The following is a 17,591-nucleotide window of genomic DNA, read 5'->3' on the forward strand; positions in this document are numbered from 1 at the left end:
CCGGTGGCGGGAGCGGTTTGGGCGGGGGCACTGCTGTGTGTCTCCCTCCCGGCGTGTTCGTGGTGGACGGTGGGCGGCTGTGCCGCTGGTGTGGTCGTGCTCCTGCTCGCGTCGCGTCGTCGAACTGTCCGACGGGTTCCGGGCGGTGGAGGTCTCGCCGTGCTGGTGCTCGCCGCGATAGCAGCCACCGCCCTTTCTGCGGCCTTCGCGCTCCCCGCGCGTGAGCGCGCCGCTGAGTGGTCGGGGCGCGTGGCGGAAGTCACTGCGACGGTGGCCTCGTCGGTATCGATCGGTCAGGACGGGCGACTGTGGTTCGACGCGCAGACGATGACCATCGGGGTGCGTGAGCATCCAGCCGTGCTGTCTGCGCCCGTGCGTATCGGCGTCGAGTCGGGCGGTGGCTTCGATCTCGGTGCCCGGGTTAGAGTCGTTGGACAGGTGCAGGCGACAGAGGAGGGTGAGAGGTCCGCTCTGGTCGTCTTCGCAGACGATGCCGAGGTCGTCTCGCCCGCCTCCGGTGTCTTCGGCGTCGCCGCGGCTCTCAAGAGCGCGTTCGTCGAACGGTCGCTGCAGCTGCCCGAGCCCGGTGCCGGTCTCCTCCCGGGGCTCGCGGTCGGCGACACCCGGGCGGTCACCGACGCGCTGAACGACGACATGCGCACCAGCGGACTCAGCCACCTCACCGCCGTGAGCGGGGCGAACTGCGCGATCGTCGTCGGCGCGATCTTCTGGCTGACGGCGTTGTGCGGAGGAGGGCGCGGGCTGAGGGTCGTGTTGTCCATCGCGGGCTTGGCCGGGTTCGTCGTCCTGGTCACCCCGGAACCGAGTGTCATCCGCGCTGCGGTCATGGCTGCCGTCGGGATGCTCACCGTCCTGCTCGGGCGTCCGAGCGCGGGAGCAGGCATGCTCTCCCTGTGCACCGTGGGGATACTGGTCGTCGATCCCTGGCTGGCGACGTCACCGGGGTTCGCGCTCTCCGTAGCCGCATCCGGGGCGCTGATCCTCCTCGCACCCTCCCTTGCCCGGGGGCTGGCGACCGTGATGCCGCAAACGGTGGCGATGGCCATCGCAGTCCCGCTCTCGGCACAACTGGCGTGCGGGCCGATCATCGCCCTGTTCGCCGAGCAGCACTCCCTGGTCGGCGTCGCGGCAAACCTCCTCGCTGCTCCCGCTGCGCCGATCGCCACGGTGATCGGTCTGCTGGCTTGTCTCGCTGCTCCGTTGCCGTTTCTGGCCGACCTGCTGACAGCGGCATCCTGGCTCCCCGCGACCTGGATCGCCGCGACCGCGACGACGACGGCGCGGCTGCCGAGCGCCCAGCTGCTGCTTCCGGCCGGGATCGGGAGCGCGGCCCTGGTGGCGCTCGTCAGCGGGTGCGTGTCGGTGGTCCTCCTCCGATCCGCCGACGTTGCCCGCCGACCGACGACCGTGCGGGCGGTGGAGTTCACGCGGCGCGGGGCGGCGGCGATTCTCATCATCGTGTCGTCCCTTGCCGGTGCTCGACTTCTCCTCGACGGTCCGCTCGCGACCGTGGCGTCGCCGGAGGGATGGTCCGTCGCCGCGTGCGATGTCGGTCAAGGGGACGCGCTGGTCGTGCGGTCGGGTGACCGAGTCGCGCTGATCGACACCGGACCGGTGCCCGAGCCTCTGGAAGCGTGTCTGCGGTCACTCGGGGTCGACCGGGTCGACCTCCTCGTTCTGACGCACTTCGACCTCGACCACGTCGGTGGAACCGCCGCCGTCATCGGGCGGGTGGGCGCGGTGCTGCACGGGCCCGTCACCGAGGACGCTGAGCGGCGCCTCCTCGCCTCGCTCCTCGCAGGGGGCGCTCGGGTCGAGGAGGCTCGGGCAGGACAACGGGGTGAGCTCGCCGAGGCGACGTGGCGTGTCCTCTGGCCGCAGGAGGGGTCTCCCGTCTTCCCCTCGGGCAACGACGCGAGCGTGGTGATGGAGTTCGACGGGGGAGGGGTGCCCCGATCATTGTTCCTCGGAGACCTCGCCGCGGCCTCCCAGCGCGTACTGCGGCGTGCTGCGCATCTCGGCACATACGACGTGGTCAAGGTGGCCCATCACGGCAGCGCGGATCAGGACCCCGGCCTGTATGAGGAGCTTCAGGCGCGGGTGGCGTTGTTCAGCGTCGGTGCGGACAACGACTACGGTCACCCGCGCATCGAGACTCTCGACCTTCTGACCGCGACCGGCGCACACGATCTGCGCACGGACCAGCGGGGGACGATCTTGCTCGGTCTGCACAGAGACGAGGTGCAGGTATGGACGGAACGAACAGACCCCGAGGGCGGGGGTGAGTGAGCAGCGGAGCAGTGTCGGTGAGCGCCGGTAGGCTGGAACCATGGCAGCTTCGCGTACCCCTTCTCGCAGTGGTGCGAAGCCCACCAAGATCCCGCAGGTGTCGTGGCGCGAACCGCGACCCGCTCCGATCGTGCTCGTCTCGGGGCCCGAAGAGGTGTGCGCCGAGCGGGCGATCGCCGGCGTGCGCGATTACCTGCGCGCAGAAGACGCCGCGCTCGAAGTCAGCGATGTGCGTGCCGACGACTACGCTCCCGGAACGCTGCTGTCGCTCACCTCGCCTTCTCTGTTCGGCGAACCACGGCTGGTGCGCGTCTCGGGCGTGGAGAAGTGCTCCGACGCCTTCATCCAGGAGGCGGTGTCGTACCTCGACAACCCTCAGGAGGGCGCGACGGTCATTCTTCGCCATACCGGCGCCAGCGTGCGTGGCAAGAAGCTGCTCGATGCTCTTCGAGCCGGTACCGGCGGAGGCATCGAGATCGCGTGCTCGGCGGTCAAGCGCGACAGCGACCGTGTCGACTTCGCCGCCGGGGAGTTCCGAGCGGCCAAGAAGCGCATTGCCCCTCCCGCGCTTCGCGCACTCGTGTCGGCCTTCGCGGATGACCTCACCGAACTGGCGGCAGCCTGTCAGCAGCTCATCGGCGACGTCGACGGCGACATCACCGAAGAGATCGTCACGAAGTACTACGGCGGTCGTGTGGAGGTCTCGGCGTTCGTCGTCGCGGACACGGCCATCGCCGGCCGCTACGGCGAGGCTCTCGTCGCCCTCCGGCACGCGCTGTCCTCCGGCGCCGACCCGGTGCCGATGGTCGCCGCCTTCGCGATGAAGCTCCGGACGATGGCGCGCGTGGCCGGCAACCGCGAGCCCAGCCGACAGCTCGCACAGCGTCTGGGGATGAAGGACTGGCAGGTCGATCGCGCACGCCGCGACCTCGCCGGCTGGAACGAGCGGTCTCTCGGAATGGCCATCCAGGCGACGGCCAGAGCCGATGGCGAGGTCAAGGGTGCTGCTCGCGACCCGATCTTCGCGCTGGAGCGCATGGTCACCGTGATCGCCACGCGCCAACCCTTCGGGGAGTAGCCGGCCTCCGCTCCGCTCGATCGCCGACGGGACGAAGAAGGCCCGCCCCGGCGAACGGGACGGGCCTTTCTGAGAAGCTTCGGCTCAGAGGGAAGCGACCTGCTTGGCGAGAGCCGACTTGCGGTTCGACGCCTGGTTCTTGTGCAGGACGCCCTTGCTGACGGCCTTGTCGAGCTTGACGGAAGCCTTCTTCAGGCCGGCCTCGGCTGCTGCCTTGTCGCCGGCGGTGACTGCCGTGCGGGTGGTGCGGATGAGGGTCTTGAGCTCGCTCTTGACGGCCTTGTTGCGCTCGCGCGCCTTCTCGTTGGTCTTGTTGCGCTTGATCTGCGACTTGATGTTTGCCACGTGTGGACGCTTTCTGTACAGGAGTGTTCGGAATGCCGGCAGCAGAAGAGGGCTGCTGCACAGCGGTCGTGAGGGAAGAACCCACACGCAAGCCAAGAGTCGAGTCTACCAGCAGACGGGGCGGTCGCGCGAAACGGCGAGCAGAATGCGAAACTCGGTCGCGCATTCGGTGGTACCGGGTGCAGAATCATGACTGTCCCGACATCGATGTCAAGGAGCCCCATGATCCCCGCCCCCGATCGTCCGTCTGCGCCCGCCGGGCTCCGTTGGTCCGCCGCCACCTCGGCCTTCCAGATCGAGGGGTCCCGTCCGACGGGACAGGCCGGACGATCCATCTGGGACGACTTCCTCGATCGGCCGGGTGCGATCATCGACGGGTCGACTGCGGATCCCACGTGCGACAGCTACCGGCGACCGGAGTCCGACGTGGCTCTCGCCGCGGGCCTCGGCCTCGACCGCTACCGGTTCTCCATCCCGTGGGCGCGTGTGCAGCCCGGCGGACGAAGCTCAGGGGATAGCGCGGCGCTCGACCACTACTCCCGACTGGTCGATCTTCTGCTCGAGGCCGGGGTCGCCCCGTTCCCGACTCTGTTCCACTGGGAGATGCCCAGCGAGGTCGAGGTCGGCGGCGGCTGGCTCCAGCGCGACACGGTCGAGCGCTTCGCCGACTACGCGGCGATCGTCGCCGCCCGTCTCGGTGATCGCGTCGAGCAGTGGTACACGCTGAACGAGCCGGCGATGACGACGTTGCAGGGCTACGCGGTCGGGGCGCTCGCTCCCGGGAAGCAGCTCCTCTTCGGCGCGCTGCCCACCGCTCACCATCAGCTCCTCGCGCACGCGCGTGCGGCGACCGTGCTGCGCGCCCACGGTGCGGCCTCCGTCGGCCTGGTGAACAACCACACCTGGGTCCTCCCTCTCCGGGACACCGCCGAGGACCACCAGGCGGCGGCCGTGTACGACCTGATCCACAATCGTGTGTTCAGCGAGCCGCTCCTCGCCGGCGCCTACCCGGACCTCGAGGCGCTGGGGCTAGCCCTTCTGCCCGTACGCGACGGTGATCTGGAGGAGATCCGCGGATCGATCGACTTCTACGGCATCAACTTCTACAACCCCACGACTGTCACGGCTGCCGAGGAGGGAAGCCCGATACCTTTCGACATCGTCCCGACCCCCGGTGTCCCCGTCACCGGATTCGGGGCCGAGTGGCCGATCATGCCCGGTGCTCTGCGAGACCTGCTCATCGACCTGCAGGCACGGCATCCGCATCTCCCGCCGGTGATCATCGGAGAGAACGGAGCGTCCTTCCCGGAGCCCGAGCAGGCTGCCTTCGTGGACGACACCGACCGCATCGCCTATCTCGCGGGGCACATCGCCGCGGTCGGTGAGGCGATCGATGCGGGCGTGCCCGTGGAGGAGTACACGGTGTGGTCGCTGTTGGACAACTGGGAGTGGGCCGACGGGTACACCCAGCGGTTCGGGCTGGTGCACGTGGACTTCGAGACGGGCGAGCGCACACCCAAGGCCTCCTACGACTGGTATCGCGACCTCATCGCGCGGTCGCGCACAGCGGCCGTCGCTGCGGAGGAGGAGCGGTGACCGGCGTCTCCGGCCCCGGCACGATCAAGGTGGGTGCCCGCTGGATGTCGGTGTTCACGCTGGCGTGGCTCGCTATCTGGACGGTGCAGCTCACGCCGGTGCAACTGCTGCTACCGCTGCAGCTGGACACCCCTGAGGACGATTGGATCCGCGGGGTCGTCTCCTCGGGGCTCGTCCTCGGGATCGGAGGTCTCGCCGGCATCGTCGCCGGTCCGGCCGCGGGGGCGCTGTCGGACCGTGCGGCCGCGGGACGCCATCGCCGCCGCCCCTGGGCTCTCGGCGGCGTTCTGCTCACCGCCGTGTGTCTCATCCTCACCGGCTTCGCCGAGGGCCCTTGGGCAGTGGGCGCGGGGTGGGTCGGTGTGTCGATCGGCGTCGCCGTCTCATCCGCGGCCTTCACCGCCCTCATCGCCGACCAGCTGCCCTCGACGCAGCGCGGTGCCGCGTCTGCGGCGGTGGGGTCGAGCCAGGCGGTGGGGATCGTGCTCGGCGTCGGTCTGGTGGTCCTGCTCGGACTCGACGTCCGTGCCGGCTACCTGCTGCTCGCCGCCGTCATCGCCGTCATCGGCACCGGTGCGGCGCTGGTGCTGCCCGACCCGCCGAGCACCGAGGCGCTGCGACCGAAACCCGGCCGACGCCGAGCGCTCGCCTCCCTCCGTGATCGGGACTTCGCCTGGATGCTCTCGGGGCGCCTCGTGACGAACATCGGCAACGCTCTCGGCACGGCGCTGTTCCTCTTCTTCCTCCTGCACGGTCTCGGACAGCCGACCACTGTCGCTCAGGACAACCTCCTGCTGCTGATCGTGGTGTACACCGTGTTCGTGGTCGCCGCCTCCGTGGTCACGGGCATCGTGTCGGACCGGACAGGGAACAGGCGCACGCTCACCGTCGCCGCGACCGTCGTCCAGGCGGCGTCGGGCGTCGCGATCGCACTGGTGCCCACGTTCGAGATGACCATGGTGGCTGCGGCCCTGATGGGATTGGGCTACGGTGCCTTCTCGACGGTGGGTCTCGCCTTCGCGGCGGATCTGCTCCCGGACGCGCAGGATCACGCCAGAGACCTCGGAATCGTCAACGTCACCGCAGCCCTGGGACAGTTGATCGGCCCGGTGCTCGGAGCGGCATTGGTCGCTCTCGTCGGCGGCTTCTGGCTCGTCTTCGTCGCTGCCGCAACGCTGTCGCTGGTCGGAGGACTGCTGACCGCTTTCGCACGCCAGCCGGCGCGCTCATGAGCCGGCCATATCCTCTTCCACCGTCGCGATCGCCAGCTGCAGCACCGCGTTGAAGATCCGCGGGCGCATCGCCGTGACCAGGTGCGTCGTGCGGGGGACGATGACGAGCTCCGCATGGGGCGCGAGACGTCGGAACAGCGACTCGTTCAGACGCAGCTGATCGTACTGACCGTTCACGAACCAGAGCGGGACCGTGATCCGGGGGACGGCAGCGGCGATGTCCAGTGCGGCCAGGCTACGTAGGGCGGTGTCCTGCATATCCAGTGCATAGCCGCCGGCGGCGAAGTCGGATCGGGTCTCCGGTGGGATGGTGGCCTCGAGGACGCGACCGGTCAGCCACATGCCGCGATCCGGCAGCGAGTCGACGGCCCGAGCGAAAAGTCGATAGGCGCGCAGTCCCGCTCCGTGGGGGAGCGAGGTGCACGACGCCGCGACGAGTGCTGCCACCGGTGGTCGCTGCTCCCCACCCACGTACGCGAGACAGAGCAAGCCGCCCATCGAGTGCCCCACGAGCACGACGGGACCCTTCGCCGCTGCCGCGCGCACGGCGGCATCGATCGTGTGGAGTGCTTCGTGGAGTGTGAAGTCCTCGTCCATGCGGCCCCCTGGCCGGGGAGGTCGACCGCGGTCGAGGCGTACTCCTGTTCTCGGAGATACGTCGTCTGAGCGCGCCACATCGTGGCCGAGGTGCGAATACCGTGCACGAGGACGATCTGGACGCTCACCCGGACAGCATAAGGAAAGCGGGGCCGGTGGATGAACCGCCGGCCCCGCTTCGACGCGAGCGTCAGAGGGTGTTACTTCTCCCAGCCGACGTTCTCGACCGGCTGGATGCCGAACAGATCGAGACCCACGTAGGGCTCCGGCGTCAGGTTGGCGAGGCCTTCCTGGACCGTGTAGATCTGCGGGCCGTTGTACAGCGGGATCAGGCCCCAGCGCTTGTAGATCTCGGGCTCGAGCTCCATCGCGGCAGCGGTCTGCGCCTCGGGGTCGGACTGCGACTCGACCTTGTCCTTGATCTCGGCGTCGAGCTCGGCGTCACCGACACCCGACAGGTTGAGACCCGAGTCCGAGCAGTACAGCTGGCAGAACCAGGCGGCACCGAACGGGTCGGACGAGGTGAAGCGGAGACCGGAGACGTCCCAGTTCTTCGAGGTGTAGTCCGAAGAGAACTGGCTGGCGGGGCGGACCTCGACCTGGACGTCGATGCCGACCTCCTTCTCCTGCGCCTGCAGCGACTGTGCGAGGGCCTTGGAGGTGGCGGTGTCGTTCCAGATGGGGTAGACCACCGAGAGCTTCACGCCGTCCTTCTCGCGGATGCCGTCCGAACCTTCGGTCCAGCCGGCCTCGTCGAGCAGCTTCTTGGCGCCCTCGACGTCGAACTCCCAGCCGGCGGCCTTCATCGAGTCGGTGTAACCGGGCTGGAACGAGAACAGGGTCAGCGAGCCGGCCGGGTCCTCTTCGTAGCCGAGGCCGTTCCAGGCGATCTGCTTCTGCTGGTCGATGTTGATGGCCTTGAAGAACGCCTCACGGACCTTGACGTCCTCGAACTGCGGCTTCGACGAGTCGACCTGCAGGATCGTGTTGGCCGTCTGCTGCGCGCGGTAGACCTTGGCGCCGTCGACGTCCTTGACCTGGTCGATGAGCTCCTGGGAGCCCGTCTCCACCATGTCGACCTCGCCGTTCTTGAAGGCGTTGACGCCGGCCTGGCCGTCCATACCCGTCATCGTGACCTTGTCGAGCAGCGGAGCGTCGCCCCACCACTCGGGGTTCGGCTTGAAGGAGATGTACCCCTTGGTCGCGTCGTACTCGTCGACCGTGTAGGGACCTGCGCCCCACTCCGGGTGCGGGTTCTCGATCATCGCTTCGTTGAAGGTGGTCGGGTCCGCGAGCGCCGGGTGGATGACGCCACCGTTGAAGGGCATCTGCGGCCAGGCGAACTCGCCCTTGAAGGTGACGATCGCCGTCTTGGCGGTGTCGCCCTGCTCGACGGACTCGATGTCCTTGTAGCCGTCGGTGGCGTTCGGGTTGAAGCCCTCGTCGTAGGAGCGGTTGGCCTTCCACGTGGCGTCGATGGCGGTCCAGTCCATGTCGGTGCCGTCGTTCCAGTGGGCCTCATCGGTGAACGTGAAGGTCAGGACCGTCTTGCCGTCCTTCACCTCGTTCTTCCACTCGTCGAGGTAGTTGTCGTTCTTGTACTGCGTGCCGTCCGGCTTCATCAGGATGAGCTGCGGCGTGTACCACGCGGCGATGCGGGCGGTGTCTGCGCTGCCATCGCTGTTGAACGCGTTCAGCTGCGGCGGCACCTCGCGGATCGCGAAGTTGACCTCGCCACCCTCCTGGAGGTTCTCGCGAGGCTGCGGGTTGTAGTCCGCCATCTCGACATCGGTCTTCTCGCCGTTGTCGCCGCTGTCGCCACTGCCGCTGTTGCCGGCAGCGCACCCGCTGAGCGCGAGTGCGAAAGCGCCGGTGAGTGCCAGCGCTCCCATCAGCTTGTACTGCTTCATGGTGCTCCTTTCGCCTTTCGGCGTGTCATAAGGGGAGAATAGTTCGCCGTGTACACGAATGTCGCCGGCGAAAGTGAATGCCGCCTAACCGTTATCGGACGGTGATCCGTCTCCGGTCAGGAGGCGTTCGACAGGCCCGTGGCGGCCTCCGGGTCGAAGACGATCCGCTGCCGCGTCCGCTCGATGTCGGGGTCGGGGACCGGGATCGCCGACAGCAGCGCCCTGGTGTAGGGGTGCCGGGGATTGTCGAAGACGTCGTCCACGTCGCCGTGCTCCACGAAGTCGCCCAGGTACATGACGGCGACACGATCCGCGATGTGACGCACGACGGAGAGGTCGTGCGCCACGAAGAGGTACGACAGGCCGAGCTTGACCTTGAGGTCGTCGAGGAGGTTGATCACGCCCGCCTGGATCGACACGTCGAGCGCCGACACCGGCTCGTCGAGCACCACGATCTTGGGGTTCGTCGACAGTGCGCGGGCGATGCCGATGCGCTGCCGCTGCCCTCCGGAGAACGCCTGCGGGAAGCGATCGCGATGTGCCGGATTGAGGCCGACGAGATCCATCAGCTCACCGACGCGCCGGTGCACCTCCGCCTTCGGGGTGCCGATCGCCGTCAGGGGTTCGGAGATGATGTCGGCGACCGTCATGCGCGGGTCGAGGGCGCCCATCGGGTCTTGGAACACGATCTGGATGTCGCGCCTCAACGCACGCTCGACCTTGCGACTGCGGATGTCGTTGACGCTCGTTCCGGCGATGACGATGTCGCCCTCGGCCTGCTTGACCATGTCCATGATCTGCAGCAGCGTCGTCGTCTTCCCGCTCCCGGACTCGCCCACGATCGCCATGGTCTCGCCTTCGCGGACGTCGAAGCTGATGCCCTTGACGGCGTGCACTTCGCCGACCTTGCGCTTGAGGAATGCGCCCTTGAGCAGCGGGAAGGTCTTGGTGAGGTTCTTCACCTCGAGCGTGATGGGACGCTCCTCACGGGGAAGGCGGGTCAACTCGCTCTCCGGTGCCTCCCGGACCGGATACACCGGCAGCCCGCCGAGCGTGCCGCCGTCCTCGATCTCGTTCGAACGGATGCAGGCCGCGCGATGCGCCTCGCCGCCGCTGGTCAGGACGGGGAGGAGCTCCGGTTCGCTCGTCCGGCACGCGTCCATCACGATCGGGCAGCGATCGGCGAACGGGCAGGCATCGGGGAGGTTGATCAGGAGCGGCGGATTGCCCTTGATCGGGGTGAGCGGCTCCTTCTCGGCCTTGTCCACGCGGGGGATGGCGCCGAGGAGACCGATGGAATACGGCATCCTCGTCTGGTGGAACAGCTCGCGCACGGGGGCCTGTTCCACGGGCTTGCCCGCGTACATCACCATGACGTCGTCGGCCGTGCGGGCCACCACGCCCATGTCATGCGTGATCATCATGACGGCGGCGCCGGTCTCGGCCTGCGCCTTCTCGATCAGGTCGAGGATCTGCGCCTGGATCGTGACGTCGAGCGCGGTCGTCGGCTCGTCGGCGATGATCAGCTTCGGATCGTTGGCCATCGCGATCGCGATCACGACGCGCTGACGCATTCCTCCGGAGAACTCGTGGGGGAACGCCTTCATCCGCTTCTCGGGCTCGGGGATGCCCACGAGCTTGAGGAGATCGATCGCGCGGGCGTTCGCCTCCTTCGCGCTGAGGTTGCGGTGCACGGTGAGCGCCTCGATCAGCTGCGTCCCGATCGTGTACACCGGCGTCAGCGAGGTCAGCGGATCCTGGAAGACCATCGAGATGCCGTTTCCGCGGATGCGGGAGAGCTGTGCGTCCGTCTTGCCGAGGAGCTCCTGCCCGTCGAAGAGGATCGAGCCGGAGATCTTCGCGTTCTCGTCGAGCAAGCCCATGACGGCCAGCGAGGTGACCGACTTCCCGGAGCCCGACTCGCCGACGATGCCGAGGGTCTTACCTGCCTCCAGGTCGAAGGAGACACCGCGCACGGCATCGACGCGGCCGGCTTCGGAGGCGAAGCTGACGGTGAGGTCGCGGACGGACAGTACGGGGCTCATGCGCGGCCTCCTGCAGCCGAGGTGGGGTCGAGGGCATCACGCAGGCCGTCGGCGATCAACGCCATCGACACGGTCAGCAGCGTGAGCGTCAACGCCGGGAAGTAGAACAGCCACGGGGAGCTCGTGATCGACGTGCTTCCCTCTCCGATCAGCGATCCGAGGGAGACATCGGGGATCTTCACTCCGAAGCCGATGAACGACAGGCCGGTCTCCGTCGTGACGGCAGTGACGATGCCGAGCGTGAAGTTGATCACCAGCAGCGAGCCGATGTTGGGGACCAGATGGCGCAGCACGATGCGTGTGCCGGGGACGCCCATGTAGCGCGCCGCCTGCACGTACTCCCGCTCGCGGAGCGACAGCGCCATGGTCCAGATGATGCGGGCGGGGAAGAACCAGCTCACGAAGATCATCACGAGCGCGATGACCCACCAGACACCGCCCGAGTCGTTCGAGATGACCGAGAGCATGAGGAAGGTGGGGACGACCATCATGAAGTGGATGACCAGCAGGGCGATGCGCTCGAACCAGCCGCGGAAGTAGGCGGCGGCCGTGCCGACGAGGGCCGACAGGATGGTGGTTCCGACCGACACCGTGATCGCGATCATGAGCGAGCGCTGGAGACCGATCGCGGTCTGGGTGTACGTGTCGTTGCCGGCGCCGTTCGTGCCGAACCAGTGCGTCGCCGACGGGGGAGTGCTCAGCGCCAGGAAGTCCATGTCGTTGACGGCGTATGGCGAGAAGACCGGACCGAGTATCGCGAACAGGATCAGGACGAGCAGGACGACGACGCCCCCGACGGCCGGCTTGTTGCGCATGTAGCGGCGCGTGTACAGCGTCCACTTCGAGAGGGACTTGCGCGGCGTTGCCTCGGCGGACGGCTCGACCAGCGGATCGATCATTTCGGTGGTCATATCAGCTCACCCTCACTCGCGGGTCGAGGACGACGACGACGATGTCTGCGAGGACGGCGCCGATCGCGGTCAGCACGGCGCCGAAGGCGGCGACTGCCACCACGCCGTTGATGTCGTTCTGGTTGATGGTGTCGAGGAAATAGCGGCCCATGCCCTGCCAGGCGAAGATCGACTCGGTCAGGATCGCGCCGGTGAAGATCGTGGGGATCGTGAAGGCGACCTGGGTCGCGACCGGGATGAGCGAGGTGCGGAGGGCGTGCTTGCGAACCGCCTGGGCCTTGGTCAGTCCCTTGGCGCGAGCGGTGCGCACGTAGTCCGCGTTGATGTTGTCCAGCAGGAGCGACCGCTGGAGGAAGTGGTACTGCGCGTATCCGACGAGCACGAGGGCGATGGTGGGCAGCGTGACGTGCTGGAGCGCATCGATGATCGTCGGGAAGAACCCTGTCACGCCCGGGCTGGAGGAGCCGGTGACGTAGAAGATCCGTACCCCGGTCCACTCGTTGAGCGCGATGGCGAGGAGAACGACGGCGAGACCGGCGACGATGATGTTGATGTTCATCGTGATGATCGACGTCGCCTGGCCGATGCGGTCGGCGAGCTTGTACTGGCGGGACGCGGTGTAGACACCGAGCCAGATGCCGAGCACGGCGGCGATGATCGTCGCGCCGAGCACGAGTTCCGCGCTGACCCACATGCGGTAGGCGACCTGCTCGTTGACCGACTGTCCGGTGGGGCTCACGCCCCAGTCCCAGCGGAACAGGATGCCGCTGAACCAGTTCCACCACCGCTCCATGAGCGGCACGGTGTCGCTCAGGTTGCGCGGGATCAGGACGTTGTCGATCTGCTCCGGCGTCAGGGGTGGGCGTCTCCCCACGTAGTTGCTGCGCGGGTCGAGGAACCCCCACGCCAGAAAGAACGTGAGGTTCGTCGCGACCACGATCATGAGCAGCCAGCCGAGTGCTCGGCGCAGGAGGTACTTGATCAAGGGGTCAGTCTTTCTCTTCTACAGACGCGCTCGGGATCAGCCGACGCAACGCTGAGTCAGTTGGATTACGGAATCGCCATCCACCGAACTCTGCGATGCGACAACGCCACGGGGTCTGTGATGGAGTCTTATCGCTTGCGGGATCCGGTGTCACGGAATTTCCCAGGCAACTTCGGGAGACTATCACCGGAATGCCGGAATCGGGGATTAGCGCCCCCTCACCGTAGAATCGTGGGGACATGTCCCCACGCGCTCTCACACCTCTTCAGCCTGCCGCGACGCCGGCTGCGCAGATCCGCAATTTCTGCATCATCGCCCACATCGACCACGGCAAGTCGACTCTCGCCGACCGGATGCTCCAGATCACCGGTGTCGTCTCGGACCGCGACATGCGGGCCCAGTACCTCGACCGCATGGACATCGAGCGCGAACGCGGAATCACGATCAAGAGCCAGGCCGTCCGGATGCCGTGGGAGTTCGACGGTCAGACCGTGGCCCTGAACATGATCGACACCCCCGGTCACGTCGACTTCACCTACGAGGTCTCGCGATCGCTCGCGGCATGCGAGGGAGCGATCCTGCTCGTCGACGCAGCGCAGGGCATCGAGGCGCAGACGCTCGCGAACCTGTACCTCGCGCTGGAGAACGATCTCCACATCATCCCGGTGCTGAACAAGATCGACCTGCCAGCCGCCGACCCCGAGAAGTACGCGAAGGAGCTGGCCTCGCTCATCGGAGGCAAGCCCGAGGATGTGCTGCGGGTCTCGGGCAAGACCGGCGTCGGCGTCGAGGACCTGCTCGACCGGCTGGTCCAGGACATCCCGGCTCCGGTGGGCGACGCGGATGCCCCCGCCCGCGCGATGATCTTCGACTCGGTGTACGACGCGTATCGCGGAGTGGTCACGTACGTGCGCATGGTGGACGGCAGCCTCTCGCCGCGCGAGCGCATCCAGATGATGTCGACCGGGGCCAACCACGAGGCGCTCGAGGTCGGCGTGTCGAGTCCGGAACCGACCCCGACCAAGGGGCTCGGGGTCGGCGAGGTGGGGTATCTGATCACGGGTGTGAAGGACGTTCGCCAGTCGAAGGTCGGGGACACGATCACCACGTCCCGGAAGCCGGCGTCGGAACCCCTGCCGGGTTACACCGACCCGAAGCCGATGGTCTTCTCGGGCATCTACCCGATCGACGGCAGCGACTACGCCGAACTCCGCGAGGCACTCGACAAGCTCAAGCTCTCCGACGCCTCGCTCCAGTACGAGCCGGAGACCTCGGTCGCGCTCGGCTTCGGGTTCCGCTGCGGATTCCTCGGCCTGCTCCACCTGGAGATCGTCACGGAGCGCCTCGCCCGCGAGTTCGGGCTCGACCTCATCACGACCGCGCCGAGCGTCATCTACGAGGTGCTCACGAGCGACACCGGTGAGACGGTGACCGTGACCAACCCGAGCGAGTACCCGGACGGGCGCATCGGATCGGTCTCAGAGCCCATGGTGAAGGCCGCCATCCTGCTGCCCAAGGACTACGTCGGCACCGTGATGGAGCTGTGCCAGTCTCGCCGTGGAACCCTGCTCGGGATGGAGTACTTCTCGGAAGAGCGTGTCGAACTGCGGTACAACATGCCGCTGGGTGAGATCGTGTTCGACTTCTTCGACCAGCTGAAGTCCAAGACGCAGGGCTACGCCTCTCTCGACTACGAACCCTCCGGACAACAGGAAGCCGACCTCGTCAAGGTGGACATCCTGCTCCAGGGGGAGAAGGTCGATGCGTTCAGCTCGATCGTGCACCGCGACAAGGCCTACGCCTACGGCACGATGATGGCCGAGCGTCTGCGCAAGCTCATTCCTCGCCAGCAGTTCGAGGTTCCCATCCAGGCTGCCATCGGCGCGCGCATCATCGCTCGCGAGACCATCCGAGCGATCCGCAAGGATGTGCTGGCGAAGTGCTACGGCGGTGACATCACCCGTAAGCGCAAGCTCCTCGAGAAGCAGAAGGAGGGCAAGAAGCGCATGAAGATGGTCGGCCGCGTCGAGGTCCCCCAGGAGGCGTTCATCGCCGCGCTCTCGGGAGACGTCGAAGGCAAGGACAAGAAGTAGTCGTGCCGCTGCCCGCGTATCAGCGGGGGATGACACGTCATCCGCTCGTCGCTGCGCCCGATGGCATGCTCGGCGAGGAGAATTCGACCACCGTGGCACCGGCAGCACGCGACGCGGTCGCGGCGCTGGTGAGCACGTGGGAGTTCAAGCGGCGGGCGGGATTCGAGGTGCCCGTGGGCGCACCGATGCCCGAACTCGAGGGCGTGCTCGCCAAGCGTGTCTTCGGCATCCGCTTCGCGGAGCCCGTGCGGGTCGTGTGGGCCGATGCGAGTGGTTTCGGTTACGAGACCCGTCCGGGGCATCCGGTCTACGGCGAGGAGTCGTTCCGGATCGACGAGCGGGGGGTGTTCACCGCGCGTTCCGTCTCGCGCCCTTCGACGTGGTTCTGGCGGATACTCGCGCCTGCGCTGCGGAGGATGCAGCGCTCGACCCACGCCGAGTATGCCCGGATCGTCCAGGAGGCGGCGCGGGCAGCGGAGGCAGAGACCCCGCACTGAGACGCACGCGGCGTCGTCCCGCCCGAGAACGCAGGGATCCCAGGGAGCATGTGGCCCTGTGCGGCGCGTGGGGGTGTTCGCTCAGGCAACCCGAAGTAGGGTGGAAGTCATGCGGCGCGGGACTTTCCGAGACGACACGGTGGACTATGCGGCCGTGGGTGCGACCCATGCGCCCGATCTGATGCAGTACCCGCCGGAGCGCAGTATCCCGGCGGAGGAATCCTGGCGGATCGGCAGCGGTGTCGAGCGTTTTCAGACGGCCGGTGAAGCGCTCCTGTCCTGGACGGCTCAGCGTGCGGCGGGTCTCTCGGTCGAAGACGTGCGTCCGGCCCCCGGGCCCGCATACGCGGGCGTGAGCTTCGATGCCGAGGGGAATCCGATCGCGCCGAGCAAACGGGACGTCGAACAGCGCTATGACGCCGAGGGCATGCCCTTCGTCGGTGCGGGGATGACGCTGCACCTGCGCGGGCGGGTCGCGGGGATGCGCGCCGACTCCGAGCTCCGCGTGATCTCCGTCACGGAGGAGACCAGGCGCATCGGTTTCGTGCTCGGAACCGTCGGCGGGTCCGTCGTCAGCGGCGAGGAGTCGTTCGACGTCGACTGGCGTGAGGACAACGACGAGGTGTGGTTCACCGTGAGGGCGTTCGACGCCCCGAACGCCCTCATCTACCGGACGATCCCCGCTCTCATGAAGCGTCGTCGCCGCGAGCTGTTCGCGCGCTATCTCCGGGCGATCTCACCGCTGTACGCGACCCCCGTCTGATGGCGGGACCACTCCCTCTCGGAGATCCGGCACCGACGGACGGGCATCTCCCTTCCGACCTCGTGATCGAACCGGGCGTCCCGTTCTCGGTCTACCTTCACATTCCGTTCTGCACCGTGCGCTGCGGTTACTGCGACTTCAACACGTACACCTCGACCGAGTTGCGCGGGGCGAAACAGGAAGACTACGCATCGACGTTGATCTCCGAGATCGCTCTCGCCCGACGCGTGCTGACTGATGCAGGGACAGTGCGTCCCATGGACACGGTCTTCTTCGGGGGTGGCACGCCGACGCTCCTCCCCGCGGGAGATCTCGCCCGCATGCTCGACGCGGCGACCGGAGCATTCGGCCTCGCGGACGGGGCGGAGGTGACCGTCGAGGCGAACCCCGACACCGTGACTCCCGCGGTCGCCCGCACTCTCGCCGACGCCGGGGTCACGCGGATGTCGGTGGGCATGCAGTCCGCCGTTCCTCACGTGCTCGCTGCCCTCGACCGCACGCATCGCCCCGAGAACGTGCGCACCGCGGTAGCTGCGGCGAAGGACGCGGGTCTCGCGGTGAGCGTCGACCTGATCTACGGGGCACCGGGGGAGTCGCTCGCCGATTGGGAGGCTTCTCTCGATGCGGCGCTCGCGCTCGAACCCGACCACATCTCGGCGTACGCGCTCATCATCGAGGACGGCACCAAACTCGCGCGCCAGATCCGCCGTGGCGAGGTGCCGAGGCCCGACGACGACCTGCAGGCCGACATGTACGAGCTGGCCGATGCCCGCTTGGCGGGTGGCGGTTTCGAGTGGTACGAGGTGAGCAACTGGGCGCGCACTCCGGAGCGACGCTCGCGGCACAACCTGGCCTACTGGCGGGGGAGTGACTGGTGGGGGTTCGGCCCCGGTGCGCACAGCCATGTGGCCGGTCTGCGGTGGTGGAATGTGAAGCATCCCGCCGCGTACGCGCAGCGGCTCGCGGCATCCGAGTCGCCGGCGGCGGGAACCGAGCGCCCCGACGCGGAATCGCGCACGCTGGAGCGGATCCTGCTGCTGAGCCGGATCCGCGAAGGGGTCGCGGTCGACGAAGTGCCCGCCGCCAACCGGAGCCGCGTCGCGGGCCTCATCGCCGATGGACTCGTCGACCCTGCGGCCGCGATCCGGGGGCGTATCCAGCTGACGCTGAAGGGGCGGCTCCTTGCGGATGCCGTGGTGCGGGCGCTGACCGACTGACCGTCGTCGCGT

Annotated in this window: 14 protein-coding genes; 8 read left to right on the forward strand and 6 right to left on the reverse strand. The window is 67.6% G+C overall.

What is annotated here, in order from left to right; translation table 11 throughout:
* Positions 1 to 3 precede the first annotated feature (3 nt).
* Positions 4 to 2,310, forward strand: coding sequence for a ComEC/Rec2 family competence protein (locus LC041_RS10145; protein WP_226532981.1), 2,307 nt, complete (start codon positions 4 to 6; stop codon positions 2,308 to 2,310).
* Between the two features lie 40 nt (positions 2,311 to 2,350).
* Positions 2,351 to 3,388 carry a DNA polymerase III subunit delta gene (gene holA, locus LC041_RS10150; protein WP_226532982.1) on the forward strand — a complete coding sequence of 346 codons (1,038 nt, stop codon included), beginning with the start codon at positions 2,351 to 2,353 and terminating at the stop codon, positions 3,386 to 3,388.
* An 84-nt stretch (positions 3,389 to 3,472) separates the two neighbouring features.
* Here holA and rpsT read toward each other — a convergent pair whose 3' ends face one another.
* Positions 3,473 to 3,733, reverse strand: coding sequence for a 30S ribosomal protein S20 (gene rpsT / locus LC041_RS10155; protein WP_226532983.1), 261 nt, complete (start codon positions 3,731 to 3,733; stop codon positions 3,473 to 3,475).
* Between the two features lie 222 nt (positions 3,734 to 3,955).
* On the opposite strand from rpsT, the gene LC041_RS10160 reads away from it, so the two are divergent.
* Both LC041_RS10160 and LC041_RS10165 read left to right on the forward strand, forming a co-directional pair.
* Positions 3,956 to 5,329 carry a glycoside hydrolase family 1 protein gene (locus LC041_RS10160; RefSeq protein WP_226532984.1) on the forward strand — a complete coding sequence of 458 codons (1,374 nt, stop codon included), beginning with the start codon at positions 3,956 to 3,958 and terminating at the stop codon, positions 5,327 to 5,329.
* Positions 5,326 to 6,561: an MFS transporter gene (locus LC041_RS10165; RefSeq protein WP_226532985.1), complete on the forward strand. Its 1,236-nt coding sequence runs from the start codon at positions 5,326 to 5,328 to the stop codon at positions 6,559 to 6,561. The genes LC041_RS10160 and LC041_RS10165 overlap by 4 nt, the downstream gene beginning before the upstream one ends.
* Here the strand turns inward: LC041_RS10165 and LC041_RS10170 are convergent.
* From LC041_RS10170 to LC041_RS10190, 5 genes are all read right to left on the reverse strand, one after another.
* Entirely contained in the window at positions 6,556 to 7,158 is a 603-nt protein-coding gene (locus LC041_RS10170) for an alpha/beta fold hydrolase (protein ID WP_308012768.1), read from the reverse strand. The two genes, LC041_RS10165 and LC041_RS10170, sit on opposite strands and share 6 nt — an antisense overlap.
* A gap of 200 nt (positions 7,159 to 7,358) precedes the next feature.
* Positions 7,359 to 9,068 carry an ABC transporter family substrate-binding protein gene (locus LC041_RS10175; protein ID WP_226532986.1) on the reverse strand — a complete coding sequence of 570 codons (1,710 nt, stop codon included), beginning with the start codon at positions 9,066 to 9,068 and terminating at the stop codon, positions 7,359 to 7,361.
* A 116-nt stretch (positions 9,069 to 9,184) separates the two neighbouring features.
* Positions 9,185 to 11,113, reverse strand: a complete 1,929-nt coding sequence (locus LC041_RS10180; RefSeq protein ID WP_226532987.1) for an ABC transporter ATP-binding protein — start codon at positions 11,111 to 11,113, stop codon at positions 9,185 to 9,187.
* Positions 11,110 to 12,024 carry an ABC transporter permease gene (locus LC041_RS10185; RefSeq protein ID WP_226532988.1) on the reverse strand — a complete coding sequence of 305 codons (915 nt, stop codon included), beginning with the start codon at positions 12,022 to 12,024 and terminating at the stop codon, positions 11,110 to 11,112. The genes LC041_RS10180 and LC041_RS10185 overlap by 4 nt, the downstream gene beginning before the upstream one ends.
* Before the next feature lies 1 nt (position 12,025).
* A complete protein-coding gene (locus tag LC041_RS10190; RefSeq protein WP_226532989.1) occupies positions 12,026 to 13,009 on the reverse strand; it encodes an ABC transporter permease in 984 nt (327 codons plus the stop codon).
* Between the two features lie 239 nt (positions 13,010 to 13,248).
* Between LC041_RS10190 and lepA the strand changes: the two genes are divergently transcribed.
* The 4 genes from lepA to hemW all read left to right on the forward strand — a co-directional run bounded on the left by lepA (position 13,249) and on the right by hemW (position 17,579).
* Positions 13,249 to 15,102, forward strand: coding sequence for a translation elongation factor 4 (gene lepA, locus LC041_RS10195; protein WP_226532990.1), 1,854 nt, complete (start codon positions 13,249 to 13,251; stop codon positions 15,100 to 15,102).
* A gap of 2 nt (positions 15,103 to 15,104) precedes the next feature.
* A complete protein-coding gene (locus LC041_RS10200; RefSeq protein WP_226532991.1) occupies positions 15,105 to 15,599 on the forward strand; it encodes a DUF1990 family protein in 495 nt (164 codons plus the stop codon).
* Positions 15,600 to 15,708: 109 nt separating this feature from the next.
* Positions 15,709 to 16,362 (forward strand): DUF1990 family protein, encoded by a 654-nt coding sequence (locus tag LC041_RS10205; protein WP_226532992.1) that lies wholly within the window; start codon positions 15,709 to 15,711, stop codon positions 16,360 to 16,362.
* On the forward strand, positions 16,362 to 17,579 hold the full coding sequence (gene hemW, locus LC041_RS10210; protein ID WP_226532993.1) for a radical SAM family heme chaperone HemW: 1,218 nt from the start codon (positions 16,362 to 16,364) through the stop codon (positions 17,577 to 17,579). The genes LC041_RS10205 and hemW overlap by 1 nt, the downstream gene beginning before the upstream one ends.
* The last annotated feature ends 12 nt before the right edge of the window (positions 17,580 to 17,591 follow it).

This window comes from Microbacterium paraoxydans (assembly GCF_020524545.1).
In the GTDB taxonomy this organism is placed as follows: Bacteria; Actinomycetota; Actinomycetes; order Actinomycetales; family Microbacteriaceae; genus Microbacterium; species Microbacterium paraoxydans_C.